Below are 12,373 nucleotides of genomic sequence, written 5' to 3' on the forward strand. Positions count from 1 at the left end.
TCGGGGTTGTCCGCGCGGTGGCTCGCAGTCGCTTTAACGGCCTGACTAGCGTGGTCGATGCCTGGGTCCGCTCAAGGGCGCTTGATTCGGCATTCCCTTGCGACAAACCCAGGCAAACCTAAGCTCAGAGCGACTCGCCGAGCTGATCGAGAATCGCTGGGTTCTCCAGCGTGGACACGTCTTGCGTGATCTCTTCGCCCTTCGCGAGGGAACGCAACAGGCGGCGCATGATCTTGCCCGAACGCGTCTTCGGCAGGTTCTCGCCGAAGCGGATGTCCTTCGGCTTGGCGATCGGACCGATTTCCTTGGCGACCCAGTTGCGCAGTTCGTTGGCGAGCTTCACCGCTTCTTCGCCTTCAGGACGCGCGCGCTTGAGCACCACGAAGGCGCACACGGCTTCGCCAGTCGTGGCATCAGGACGGCCCACCACGGCCGCTTCAGCCACGATCGGGTTCGACACCAGCGCCGATTCGATCTCCATCGTGCCGAGGCGGTGGCCGGACACATTGAGCACATCGTCGATGCGGCCCATGATCGTGAAGTAGCCGGTGTCCTTGTCGCGCACCGCGCCATCCCCGGCGAGATAGAGCCTGCCGCCGAGCTCTTCGGGGAAGTAGCTCTTCTGGTAGCGGTCCGGATCGCCCCACACGTTGCGCAGCATCGACGGCCACGGACGCTTCACCACCAGAATGCCGCCCTGCCCGTTCGGCACGTCCTGGCCGGTTTCATCGACCACCGCCGCCATGATGCCCGGCAGCGGCAGCGTGCATGAACCTGGCACCAGAGGCGTGGCGCCCGGCAGCGGCGTGATCATATGACCGCCGGTTTCGGTTTGCCACCACGTGTCGACGATCGGGCAACGGCCACCGCCGACGTTCTCGTGATACCACACCCACGCTTCCGGATTGATCGGCTCGCCGACCGTGCCGATGATGCGCAGCGTGGACAGGTCATAGCTCTTCGGATGCACCTTCTCGTCCGCTTCGGCGGACTTGATCAGCGAGCGGATCGCGGTCGGCGCCGTATAGAACAGCGAGACTTTGTGCTTCGCGATCATGTCCCAGAAGCGGCCGGCGTTCGGATAGGTCGGCACGCCTTCGAACACGACCTGGGTGCCGCCGAGCGTCAACGGACCATACGTGATGTAGCTATGGCCGGTGATCCAGCCGATGTCGGCGGTACACCAGAACACATCCGTGGGCTTCCAGTCGAATGTCCACTTCATGGTCTGCGCGGCCCACAGCAGATAACCGCCAGTGCTGTGCTGCACGCCCTTCGGCTTGCCGGTCGAACCCGACGTGTACAGGATGAAAAGCGGATGCTCGGCGCCGACCCACTCGGGCGCGCATTGATCCGATTCCGCCTGCGCGAGCTCGTGCATCCACAAGTCGCGGCTTTCGTCCCATGCGATCTTGCCGCCGGTGCGCTTGTAGACGATCACGCTCTTTACCGCATCGCAGCCGCCCATCGCAATGGCTTCGTCAGCGATATTTTTGAGCGGCAAGGCTTTGCCGCCGCGCATCTGTTCGTCGGAGGTGACGAGCGCAACGGCGCCCACATCCACCAGGCGCTCATTGAGCGACTTCGACGAAAAGCCGCCGAACACCACCGAATGCGTGGCGCCAATCCGTGCGCATGCCTGCATGGCGACGATGCCTTCGATCGACATCGGCATATAGATCACGACGCGATCGCCCTTCTTCACGCCGCGTTTTTTCAGCGCGTTCGCAAAACGCGACACGCGTTGCAGCAGATCGTTATAGGTGACGTGGGTGACGGTGCCGTCGTCGGCTTCGAAGATGATCGCAACGCGCTCGCCATTGCCGGCTTCGACATGACGGTCGATGCTGTTATACGACGCGTTGATCTGGCCGTCTTCGAACCACGTGTAGAACGGTGCCTTCGATTCGTCGAGCACCTTGGTGAAGGGCGTATGCCAGCTTAGCGTCTCGCGCGCGAGGCGCCCCCAGAAACCCTCGTAATCGCGCTCCGCTTCGACGGCAAGCGCCCGGTATGCATCCATACCGGAGATGGCCGCGCCGGCCGCTGCTTCAGCGGAGGGCGGGAAAACACGGCGTTCGTGAAGAACCGATTCAATCGCAGACATCGACAACCCCTTGGTGAAGATGAAACGTAAAACCTGTGCCGGCACGCCTCTGGCGCGCCATGTCATGATGCCGCCGCCGTTCGTGATCGAAAGACGGCGCGCTGTCTCCAACCCTCGCGCATCGATCGCCGATCGCCGATCGCTGCGCCGCGGTCCGTTCGGCTTTCACTTTCATTCATGCGGCATTGCAACATAAATGGATGAAAGGCCGACGTTCCGCTCTCACGTTCAAACATAAACTTTGCAACTTACCGGCCACTTACGCGAACCGCATCGCGTAGCGAGCGAAAACTCTTACGCTGTTCGGCCCGGTCGGTCGCGGCATGTTACGCGCGACGTTCCGTTCATGCATCCGGATCGACAAGCCGGTATCACGCACACGGGAAGCATCACGCGTGCCGCGCCTGTCCGCCGCCTCGCACGCCCTCTTGCAATGCTAACTGAACTAGCGCTCTGGGTTCCAGCCTGAATCGTTGCCCCTGCTTCTCATTGCTTCGACGCCACCCTGCCCGCCGCGCCGCAGCAAATTCACCCGACGCTGTACAATAGCGCGCCTGACGCGAGCTTTTCCGGTCTCCCCTGGCCGCGACCCGCGCCGTCTGCGCCCTGGTTTGCTTGCCCGATCCGCGCGTGTGGTTTGCGCTTCGGGTCAGCGCATTTAGTCCGTGTTCCGTCACCTGCATTTCGTCCGACTCATCTGACTCTTGCCTATGTCCGCCTCGCGACCCGACTCAGCCCGTCCGCGCCGCCCGATGCGCCCGCTGCCCGCCATCATCTTCATGAGCCGCTGGCTGCAAGTGCCGCTCTACCTGGGCCTGATCGTCGCCCAGGCTGTCTATGTCGTCCTGTTCCTGAAAGAAGTCTGGCATCTGGTCACCGCGTCCATGACGCTCGACGAAACCAACATCATGCTGGTGGTCCTCGGCCTGATCGACGTGGTGATGATCTCGAACCTGCTGATCATGGTGATCGTCGGCGGGTATGAAACCTTCGTGTCGCGCCTGGGCGTAGAGGGTCATCCGGACGAACCGGAATGGCTCGACCACGTGAACGCCGGCGTGCTGAAGGTCAAATTGTCGATGGCGCTGATCAGCATCTCGTCGATCCATCTGTTGAAGACCTTCATCAGCCCCGACCAGAATTCGGCGCACACCATCATGTGGCAGGTGATCATTCACGTCGCGTTCCTGCTCTCGGCAGTAGTGATGGCGCTGGTCGACCGCCTCACCTCGCATACGCATCCGAAACATTTTCAGGAACCCACGGCGCTTCATGTCGTGAGTTCGCACGATTCCACTCCCCTGAAGGCGCACGACTGACCGCGCTGCCCTGCGTGTCCGTACAACAAGCGCCATCGTCCCCACTGAGCTAGCCATGACCGTCATCAAACAGGAAGATCTGATTCAGAGCATTGCTGATTCGCTTCAGTACATCAGCTATTACCACCCGCTCGATTACATCCAGGCCTTGGGCCGTGCTTACGAGCTCGAAGAGAGCCCGGCCGCGAAGGATGCGATCGCGCAGATCCTCACCAACAGCCGCATGTGCGCCGAAGGCAAGCGCCCGATCTGCCAGGACACCGGCATCGTCACGGTGTTCGTGAAGGTCGGCATGGACGTGCGTTGGGACGGGGCGACGATGGGCGTCACCGAGATGATCAACGAAGGCGTGCGCCGCGGTTATCTGAACCCGGACAACGTGCTGCGCGCGTCGATCGTGAGCCCGCCGGAAGGCGCGCGCAAGAACACGAAAGACAACACGCCGGCCGTGATCCACTACGAGATCGTGCCGGGCGACAAAGTCGATGTGCAGGTTGCAGCCAAGGGCGGCGGCTCGGAAAACAAGTCGAAGTTCGCGATGCTGAACCCGTCGGATTCGATCGTCGACTGGATCCTGAAGACCGTGCCGACCATGGGCGCAGGCTGGTGCCCGCCGGGCATGCTCGGCATCGGCATCGGCGGCACCGCTGAGAAAGCAATGGTGATGGCGAAGGAATCGCTGATGGATCCGATCGACATTCAGGACGTGATCGCACGCGGCCCGAAAGACTGGATCGAAGAACTGCGTGTCGAGCTGCACGAGAAGGTCAACGCGCTCGGCATCGGCGCACAGGGTCTTGGCGGTCTCGCCACGGTGCTCGACGTGAAGATCATGGCTGCACCGACGCACGCCGCGAGCAAGCCGATCGCGATCATCCCGAACTGCGCGGCGACCCGTCACGCGCACTTCACGCTGGACGGTTCCGGCGTGGCGAAGCTCGAGGCGCCCTCGCTCGACGCATGGCCGAAAGTCCAGTGGGAACCGGACACGGAAAAGAGCCAGCGCGTCGATTTGAACACGCTGACGCCGGAACAGGTCGCAGCCTGGAAGCCGGGCCAGACGCTGTTGCTGTCGGGCAAAATGTTGACGGGCCGCGACGCCGCGCACAAGCGCATCGCCGACATGCTCGCCAAGGGCGAAAAGCTGCCGGTCGACTTCACGAACCGCGTGATCTATTACGTCGGCCCGGTCGATCCGGTGCGCGACGAGGCAGTCGGCCCCGCCGGCCCGACCACCGCCACGCGCATGGACAAGTTCACTGAGACCATGTTGTCGCAAACCGGCCTCATTTCGATGATCGGCAAGGCCGAGCGCGGTCCGGTTGCGATCGAGGCGATCAAGAAGCACAAGGCCGCGTACCTGATGGCCGTGGGCGGTGCGGCTTACCTCGTGTCGAAAGCCATTCGCAGCGCGAAGGTTCTCGCATTCGAGGACCTCGGCATGGAAGCGATCTACGAATTCGACGTGCAGGACATGCCGGTGACGGTTGCCGTCGATTCGACCGGCACCTCGGTTCATCAGACCGGCCCGAAGGAATGGCAAGCGAAGATCGGCAAGATTCCGGTCGCGACGGTTTAATTCGCCGCTAACGCCTGTCACGTGTGTCGAAAGCCGGGGCTACGGTCCCGGCTTTTTCGTTTCGGCGCGAGCCGTGGCGCGTGAAGCCGGGAAGAATGTCAAATGATGCGTCTGTTTCCTTGGCTTTTTCTGGTCTGGCGTTTATTGTTGTTGAAAATTCAAAGCTCCCAAAGTTCCCAAAGTTCCCATAAGGAAACCCCATGCAAGGCGACAAGAAAGTTATCGAATATCTGAATGCTCAACTGAAAAATGAGCTCACCGCCATCAACCAGTACTTCCTGCATGCACGGATGTACAAGCATTGGGGTCTCGAGAAACTCGGCAAGCATGAATACGACGAATCGATCGGCGAGATGAAGCACGCCGACTGGCTGATCGAACGCATTTTCATGCTCGATGGCCTGCCGAACCTGCAAGACCTGCACAAGCTGCTGATCGGCGAGGAAACCAAAGAAATCCTCGAATGCGATCTGAAGCTCGAGCAGATTTCGCAGGGCACCTGCAAAGAAGCGATCGTGTATTGCGAATCGGTTCGCGATTTCATCTCGCGCGAAATCTTCGTTAAGATTCTCGACGACACCGAAGAACACATCGACTGGCTCGAAACGCAACTGGACCTGATCGATAAGGTCGGCATCCAGAACTACCAGCAAACTGCAATGGGCTCGGTCGAGTCCTGATCGAACCAGGTTGGAACAGCCCGTGCGCCAGGATCGGCCCCGCGCGGGCGATATACTTGCGCACTTCCCCGTTTTTGTGAGTTTTCCGTGACCGCTGTGCCGCGCGACTCCTTATCGCCTATGCCCGCAGAATCGCCGTCTTCGAGTGCCGGGATCGCCACCTTAAGTGGCGGTTCGCAGGTGCCGGTCGGCATTTTCGACTCGGGTCTGGGCGGTTTGTCGGTGCTGCGGGCGGTCCGGGCGCAACTACCCGGCGAAGCGCTCATCTATGTCGCCGACTCGCTCTACGCCCCCTATGGTGAACGCGACGACGATTTCATCGCCGACCGCACCCTCGCCATTGGAGAGTGGCTCGCAAGACAAGGCGCGAAGGCACTGGTGGTCGCATGCAACACGGCGACGGCGCAGTCGATCGCGCTGGTTCGCGGAAAACTGTCGATTCCGTTGGTGGGGGTCGAGCCGGGCATCAAACCGGCCGCGCAGCAGTCGAAAACGCGTATTGCCGGCGTCCTCGCCACACAAGTGACCCTGCGCAGCGCACGCTTTCAGGCACTGCTGGAGCGCTACGCCGCAGATTGCCGTTTTCTTTGCCAGCCGGGCCACGGGCTCGTGCAGGCGGTGGAACGCTGCGACGTGGGGTCCGCTGAACTGCGCGCACTGCTGCGTGGCTACCTGCAGCCCATGCTCGATGCCGGCGCCGACACCTTGGTGCTCGGTTGCACCCATTACCCGTTTCTTGATGCGGCGATCCGCGACATCGTCGGCGACCGGCTGACGTTGATCGATACGAGCGTGGCCATCGCGCGCCAATTGGAACGGATACTCGACCAGCACGGGCTGCGCGCCGCCCCGGACAGCGCCGCTGCTGTTCTGCCCCGCTTTTGTTCGACCGGCGACGGCACGCATCAGCAGCAGCTCGCCGCCACCCTGCTGCACATCGATGCCACAGTCGAGCAGGTCGTGATCCCATCGCGACGCACGGCAGCGCCAGATTCCCAAGCCGCATAAATGCCCTTCCGCGCTACGTTTTAGGCCGCTGCGCGGCCTTTCTGCGTGCTTTTGAGGCATTTTGTGCCCTTTCCGCCGCTCCCGCCCAATCGCTCCCTACCAGCAAAACCCTTCCAAGGGTCTGGTTTTGTTACAAAAAATCATGCAGGACGCTTGCCAAACGGGTCAATCAAAATGATAATAGTTCGCATTAACGTTATCTATGACGCCCTACCATGATTGTCTGTGTCTGCAAGTCTGTTTCTGACCGAAAGATCCGTGCCTCGATCGCGGAAGGCGTCGACTCGTTCGACGAACTCCAGTTCGAACTCGGTGTCGCTTCCTGCTGTGGCAAGTGCGCGGAATCCGTGCGCGACGTCATGATGGAAAGCGGCGTATGCGCGAGCCGCTGCGGCTTCGAGTCTCACCCGCAGGCTATGCCGCTGACGTTTTACGAACGCAAGGCCGCTTGAGGCCAGGCGCCTAAGGCCAGGTTTAGGGCGCGGCCCATGCCGCGCCTCGGGGGCATCACCTCACTGCTTCACACGACTCTACGCGCTGATTTTTGGCGCCGCTAGCACTCAGCTTCACGCGTTTATCCCACTGCCGTCAGCAAGCCAGTATCCGTTACCAGCCAGCTACCCGCTCACCCGTTAAAAGGACTTCGAGTTGGAATTGCTGATTGGTTTCGTGACTACTTTGTTCATTTCGCTGCTGATCTTCCGAACATGACGATGTCTTGTCTGACGCGCCGCATCGACGGCGCGTCGCCACGCTAATATGCAGGCCTCGCATACCGTTTCAGCCGGCGCTACGCCGGCTTCGTCCGTCCGAATGAATTCCCGTGCCTTGACCGCTACTGCCGCGGTTGCAGCGATTCACATCGCGTTGCTTGCTGTGGTCCTGACGTTGCGTCATGAACCCGTGCAACCGTCACTCGAATCGCGCGTCATGACCGCCCAGTTGCTGGCGCCGGCACCGGTCGCCGCGCCCGTCGCACTGCAATCGATCGCACCGCCACCACCCAAGCCGGTGCCACCGGTTCATACCAAGACCAAAGTCCAGCCAAAGCCGACACCGACGCCCAAGCCAACGCCTGCGCCATTGCCCGAGGCCGCCGCACTGTCACCTACGCCTGTTGCAGCGGCTGAGCCGACGCCGCCCGCGCCAGCGGCTCCCCCTGCCCAGGCCGCGCCGGCAATCGGCCGTCCGGCGATGGAAATCACCGCGCCGAAAAATGTTTCGCACATCGACTGCAACATGATCACGCCCGAGTACCCGTCGCTGTCGAGGCGCCGCGGTGAAACCGGCACCGCCTATGTGAAATTCGTGGTCGGACTGACCGGCAAGCTCGAGAACATCGAACTGAAAAAGAGCAGCGGTTTCAACCGTCTGGACGATGCCGCGGTTGCCGCAGCGCACGCGAGTGTCTGCAAACCCTATCTCGAGAACGGCCAGCCGATTCGGGCCGCGTACACCCAGCCTTACAACTTCAATCTGAACGATTGAGGCAGATTTTAAAAATAGGAATTGCAATGCAAAACTACGGATTGGCGCACGTGTGGGCGCAAGGGGATTTCGTGACGCGCGGCATCGCGCTCGCGCTGTTGATCATGTCGGTGATGTCGTGGAGCGTGATCGTCATCAAGGGCTGGAATGTGATGCGCCTGAATCGTCTCACGAAGAACGCCGAAAAGCAGTTCTGGCATTCGGACGACCTCGCCGACGGCGTGAAAAAGCTCGGCGCCGAATCGTCGACGCCGCAGGACAATCCGTTCCTCGCGCTCGCGCTGTCGGGCCAGGAAGCCGCCGATCACCATCATCAGACGCAGCCGCATCTGCACGACCGCATGGATGTGTCGGATTGGGTAACGCGCTGCCTGAAGGACACGATGGATGAAAGCGTCGCGCGCATGCAAAGCGGCCTGGCGATTCTCGCCTCGATCGGCAGCACGGCGCCGTTCGTCGGCCTGTTCGGCACGGTATGGGGCATCTATCACGCACTGCTGGCGATCGGCGCGAGCGGCCAGTCGTCGATCGATCAGGTCGCAGGTCCGGTCGGCGAAGCGCTGATCATGACCGCGTTCGGCCTGTTCGTCGCGATTCCGGCCGTGCTCGGCTACAACGCGCTCACGCGCGCCAACAAGGCCATCGTCGCCAAGCTGAGCCGCTTTGCGCACGGTCTGCACGCATTCTTCGTGACGGGCGCCCGTCTGTCGTCGTCCAGGCGCGGCGACGGTTTGCGCCTCGCCACGCGCGCCAACTGATCGACGAGGCATTCCGATGGCAATGAGCCCCTTCGCCGGCGACGATGACGACGGCCTGATGAACGAAATCAACATGACGCCGCTCGTCGACGTGATGTTGGTTCTCCTGATCGTCTTCATGGTGACGATCCCGGTGATCCGTCACGCGGTCAAAATCGATCTGCCGCACGCAAGCAGTCAGAAGGAAGACACCAAGCCCGCGCAAGTGACGGTCGCCGTCGATGCGGACGGCAACGTGTTGTGGGACGACAAGAAGGTCGACGAAGCAGCACTGCGCGCGAAGATTGCAGAGACCGCACAAGCGAATCCGCAGCCGGAACTGCATCTGGATGCGGACCGCAAGGTTGCGTACGAGAAAGTGGCGGAAGTGATGTCGGCGGCGCAGGCCGGCGGACTCACCAAAATCGGCTTCGTCACGCAGCCGAAGGCGAAATAAAGGTAATACGGGCAAGCGATCCGCGCGTAGCAACGCACGGCTACTGTTAAGCAGCGCCTGCCGAAAAAACAGGAAATCCCCTGAAACAGGGGCTAAAAGTAAAAGGCCTTCATCTGACGATGAAGGCCTTTTTTGTGCGCACTCGGCGCTTTCGGGCGGCGGGATCATTTACCATCAGAAGATGACTGATAGCTCGAGTCACCGCATGCGACAGCCGTGATTGTCACGGACAGCGCGGTCAGCCCTATCAGGCCCACTATCATAGAGGCCATGAGTTTTCGCATAAGAGACTCCTTAGCGAAGGGATTTCACTATAGGCCCGCGAGCGCGCGCATTCAAGCAAACTGTCATTGAAAGTACTCATGACAAGCGGCGCTTAAATGCTAAAAGCGATGTCGTCGCGCAGAATAAGTGCTATGACGCGACCGCGAGAGCGGACTGCGCAACGTCTTGCGTTGCCTGCGTCGGACACTCGCCCATTATGTGTTTGCCTTCGTCCGGGTCGAGCATTTCGACCAGATAGTCCACGAACGCGCGCACAGCCGGCACCATTCCCTGCCGCGACACGAATACCGCGTACAACTGCGGCGTCGGAAAACTCCAGCCCGGCATGACCGGCGACAACTGCCCCGCGCGCAACGCGCTGCCGTACATCATCTCCGGCAACGCGGCGATACCCACACCGGAGAGCACTGCTTCGCGAATCGTCATCAGATCGGCGGTGACGAGCCGCGGCTCGTGTTCGTGCGCGTGGCGCGTGCCGTCGGGGGCGATCAGGTCGAAGACATGGCGCCCGTCGCCGCTCGGCACGTCGAGCGTTTCGAAGCGGTTCAGATCGGCTGGCAACAGCGGCGGCGCATTCTGCTGCAACAGGCTCGGTGCGCCGACCAGCATCTGCTGCGTGCGCCACAGCGGGCGCACGACAATGTTGGCGTTTTCCGGCGGATCGGAACGTACGCGCAGCGCAATGTCGATCGAATCCTCGAATAGATCGACCACGCGATTCGTCACGCGCATCACCACGCGCACCTCCGGGTAGCGATGCATGAATTCCGGCAGGATCTGCGACAGGATGGTCTGCGAAACCGTCACCGGCACGCTCACGCGCACCGTGCCGCGCGGCGACGAGCGCAGTTGCTGCACGACGTTGACGGCCGCCTGCGCTTCGCTCAGCATCGCCTGACAGTGCTGGTAGAAGAGCTGTCCGGCTTCGGTGAGCGCCAGCTTGCGGGTGGAGCGCTGCAACAAACGCACGCCCAGCGACGCTTCCAGCTCGGTCAGGCGGCGCGACAGGCGCGACTTGGAAATACCCAGCACGCGTTCGGCGGCGGAAAAGCCGCCATGTTCGACGACCTGCGAAAAGTACATCAGGTCATTCAGATTGTGTGAATCGATCTTCATCTCATCGTTCCAGTAATAGAACAATCCATTGCGCAGGGGCGGCTGGCGTGCAGGAAAACGGTCCCTATAATAGCGCTATGTTTCAAAAATGACGCTATTCCCCATTTTTCAAGGTGACTTTGATGAGCACGACACGCACGATCGAACGCACGTTTCCCGCCGTTCGCACGACCGAAGGTGGCGGCTTTGTCGTCCACCGCCCGTTTCCAACCCGTCTGCTGATGGATTTCGATCCGTTCCTGCTGCTCGACGAAATGGGCCCGATCGATTACGCGCCGGGCGAAGCCAAAGGCGCGCCGGATCACCCGCATCGCGGCTTCGAAACGGTCACGTACGCTCTCGAGGGCCAGTTCGGCCACAAGGATTCGGCGGGTCACTCGGGCACGCTGCGTGCCGGCGACGTGCAATGGATGACTGCGGGCGCGGGCGTCGTGCACAGTGAGATGCCGGACCCGTCGTTCGTGCGCAGCGGTGGGCGCGTGCATGGCGTGCAACTGTGGGTGAATCTGCCGCGTCGCGACAAGATGATCGAGCCGCGCTATCAGGAGATGCCGTCGGCCAGCATTCCGGTCGCGACGTCCGCGGACGGCAAGGTGCGCGTCAAGGTAATCGCGGGCGAAGCGCTCGGGGTAAAGGCGGCGATCGAAACGCGCACGCCGATCCTGTATCAGCATTTCTCGCTGCAACCGGGCGCGACGATTCAGCAGCCGGTACCGGCCGACTATCGCGTGTTCGCTTACAGCCTGTCGGGCAAGGGCTTTTACGGCGAAGGCGATGCGCGCCAGGAAATCGACGCGCAGAAGATGGTCGTCTTCCAGAACGACGGCGAGTCGGTCACCCTGACAGCCGGCGCGGAGCCGCTCGAGGTGCTCCTGCTTGGCGGCGTGCCGCTGAAAGAACCGGTGGTGCGCTACGGCCCGTTCGTGATGAACACTGAGGACGAGATCCGCCAGGCCGTGATTGATTATCAGGCCGGACGCATGGGCGCGATCACGCACTGACTGGCCGCTCCGGCGCGCGTTGCCGCTCATGATCGCGGTGGAGCGGCCGCTGACTTAGCCGCTCCATAGCCGCCCGCATCGGCGCGAAGGCCGGTAAATTCGTTCACAATAGTAATTTATGCCGTGCGCCACGCCGTCCAACCATGACGGACCGTGGCGCACGGCGATTTCCGTCCCTGTTCAGGAGAGCGCATGGCAGAGTCCACCGTCACCGCCCACATCGGCTCAACGAATTTCCAGGTCCATTTCGACGACGGCAAGCACACGTGGCTCGCCGACGAACCCGAGTCGCTTGGTGGCGGCGATCGCGGGCCGGCGCCCATCGCGCTGTTGCTCTCGAGCCTCGGTGCCTGCACGTCGATCACGCTGAAGATGTACGCTCAGCGCAAGGGCTGGCCGCTCGCCGACGTGCGCGTGGCGCTGTCGCTGGAAACCGGCGACGCGGGCTCGACCATCGACCGCAAGATCATGCTGGAAGGCGATTTGTCCGACCAGCAGCGGGAACGGCTCTTGCAAATTGCCAATGCGTGCCCAGTTCACAAGATCCTCACGCATTCGATCACGATCCGGTCGGGTCTTGCCATCGCCTGAAGCAG

The 12,373-nt window shown here is 61.6% G+C and carries 12 protein-coding genes; 10 read left to right on the plus strand and 2 right to left on the minus strand.

The features are described 5' to 3' along the window. Positions 1-124 precede the first annotated feature (124 nt). Positions 125-2,107 carry an acetate--CoA ligase gene (gene acs, locus B0G76_RS15055; protein WP_120293326.1) on the minus strand — a complete coding sequence of 661 codons (1,983 nt, stop codon included), beginning with the start codon at positions 2,105-2,107 and terminating at the stop codon, positions 125-127. A gap of 752 nt (positions 2,108-2,859) precedes the next feature. Between acs and B0G76_RS15065 the strand changes: the two genes are divergently transcribed. The 8 genes from B0G76_RS15065 (at position 2,860) to B0G76_RS15100 (ending at position 9,375) form a co-directional block, all read left to right on the plus strand. Next, positions 2,860-3,426 (plus strand): TIGR00645 family protein, encoded by a 567-nt coding sequence (locus B0G76_RS15065; RefSeq protein ID WP_409076714.1) that lies wholly within the window; start codon positions 2,860-2,862, stop codon positions 3,424-3,426. A 55-nt stretch (positions 3,427-3,481) separates the two neighbouring features. Then, positions 3,482-5,005 (plus strand): fumarate hydratase, encoded by a 1,524-nt coding sequence (locus tag B0G76_RS15070; RefSeq protein WP_120293329.1) that lies wholly within the window; start codon positions 3,482-3,484, stop codon positions 5,003-5,005. Between the two features lie 200 nt (positions 5,006-5,205). Next, on the plus strand, positions 5,206-5,685 hold the full coding sequence (gene bfr / locus B0G76_RS15075; RefSeq protein WP_120293330.1) for a bacterioferritin: 480 nt from the start codon (positions 5,206-5,208) through the stop codon (positions 5,683-5,685). Positions 5,686-5,805: 120 nt separating this feature from the next. Then, positions 5,806-6,693, plus strand: a complete 888-nt coding sequence (gene murI / locus B0G76_RS15080; RefSeq protein WP_120293331.1) for a glutamate racemase — start codon at positions 5,806-5,808, stop codon at positions 6,691-6,693. A gap of 215 nt (positions 6,694-6,908) precedes the next feature. Continuing rightward, entirely contained in the window at positions 6,909-7,145 is a 237-nt protein-coding gene (locus B0G76_RS15085) for a bacterioferritin-associated ferredoxin (RefSeq protein ID WP_120293332.1), read from the plus strand. A 307-nt stretch (positions 7,146-7,452) separates the two neighbouring features. Beyond that, complete coding sequence (locus B0G76_RS15090; protein WP_120293333.1) at positions 7,453-8,181, plus strand: energy transducer TonB; 729 nt, start codon at positions 7,453-7,455, stop codon at positions 8,179-8,181. A 26-nt stretch (positions 8,182-8,207) separates the two neighbouring features. Beyond that, positions 8,208-8,939: a MotA/TolQ/ExbB proton channel family protein gene (locus B0G76_RS15095; RefSeq protein ID WP_120293334.1), complete on the plus strand. Its 732-nt coding sequence runs from the start codon at positions 8,208-8,210 to the stop codon at positions 8,937-8,939. A 16-nt stretch (positions 8,940-8,955) separates the two neighbouring features. After that, on the plus strand, positions 8,956-9,375 hold the full coding sequence (locus B0G76_RS15100; RefSeq protein WP_120293335.1) for a biopolymer transporter ExbD: 420 nt from the start codon (positions 8,956-8,958) through the stop codon (positions 9,373-9,375). 414 nt (positions 9,376-9,789) lie between these two features. Here the strand turns inward: B0G76_RS15100 and B0G76_RS15105 are convergent, their stop codons facing one another. After that, positions 9,790-10,776, minus strand: coding sequence for a LysR family transcriptional regulator (locus tag B0G76_RS15105; RefSeq protein ID WP_120296398.1), 987 nt, complete (start codon positions 10,774-10,776; stop codon positions 9,790-9,792). 122 nt (positions 10,777-10,898) lie between these two features. On the opposite strand from B0G76_RS15105, the gene B0G76_RS15110 reads away from it, so the two are divergent. Both B0G76_RS15110 and B0G76_RS15115 read left to right on the plus strand, forming a co-directional pair. Beyond that, entirely contained in the window at positions 10,899-11,777 is an 879-nt protein-coding gene (locus B0G76_RS15110) for a pirin family protein (RefSeq protein WP_120293336.1), read from the plus strand. A 192-nt stretch (positions 11,778-11,969) separates the two neighbouring features. Next, positions 11,970-12,368: an OsmC family protein gene (locus tag B0G76_RS15115; RefSeq protein ID WP_120293337.1), complete on the plus strand. Its 399-nt coding sequence runs from the start codon at positions 11,970-11,972 to the stop codon at positions 12,366-12,368. Positions 12,369-12,373: the final 5 nt, after the last annotated feature.

The organism is Paraburkholderia sp. BL23I1N1, assembly GCF_003610295.1.
GTDB lineage: Bacteria > Pseudomonadota > Gammaproteobacteria > Burkholderiales > Burkholderiaceae > Paraburkholderia.

Excerpts from the sequence above, each read along its gene's own strand:
- acs (WP_120293326.1), bottom strand. The coding sequence starts at position 2,107 with ATGTCTGCGATTGAATCGGTTCTTCACGAACGCCGTGTTTTCCCGCCC.
- B0G76_RS15065 (WP_409076714.1), top strand. The coding sequence starts at position 2,860 with ATGCGCCCGCTGCCCGCCATCATCTTCATGAGCCGCTGGCTGCAAGTG.
- B0G76_RS15070 (WP_120293329.1), top strand. The coding sequence starts at position 3,482 with ATGACCGTCATCAAACAGGAAGATCTGATTCAGAGCATTGCTGATTCG.
- bfr (WP_120293330.1), top strand. The coding sequence starts at position 5,206 with ATGCAAGGCGACAAGAAAGTTATCGAATATCTGAATGCTCAACTGAAA.
- murI (WP_120293331.1), top strand. The coding sequence starts at position 5,806 with ATGCCCGCAGAATCGCCGTCTTCGAGTGCCGGGATCGCCACCTTAAGT.
- B0G76_RS15085 (WP_120293332.1), top strand. The coding sequence starts at position 6,909 with ATGATTGTCTGTGTCTGCAAGTCTGTTTCTGACCGAAAGATCCGTGCC.
- B0G76_RS15090 (WP_120293333.1), top strand. The coding sequence starts at position 7,453 with ATGCAGGCCTCGCATACCGTTTCAGCCGGCGCTACGCCGGCTTCGTCC.
- B0G76_RS15095 (WP_120293334.1), top strand. The coding sequence starts at position 8,208 with ATGCAAAACTACGGATTGGCGCACGTGTGGGCGCAAGGGGATTTCGTG.
- B0G76_RS15100 (WP_120293335.1), top strand. The coding sequence starts at position 8,956 with ATGGCAATGAGCCCCTTCGCCGGCGACGATGACGACGGCCTGATGAAC.
- B0G76_RS15105 (WP_120296398.1), bottom strand. The coding sequence starts at position 10,776 with ATGAAGATCGATTCACACAATCTGAATGACCTGATGTACTTTTCGCAG.
- B0G76_RS15110 (WP_120293336.1), top strand. The coding sequence starts at position 10,899 with ATGAGCACGACACGCACGATCGAACGCACGTTTCCCGCCGTTCGCACG.
- B0G76_RS15115 (WP_120293337.1), top strand. The coding sequence starts at position 11,970 with ATGGCAGAGTCCACCGTCACCGCCCACATCGGCTCAACGAATTTCCAG.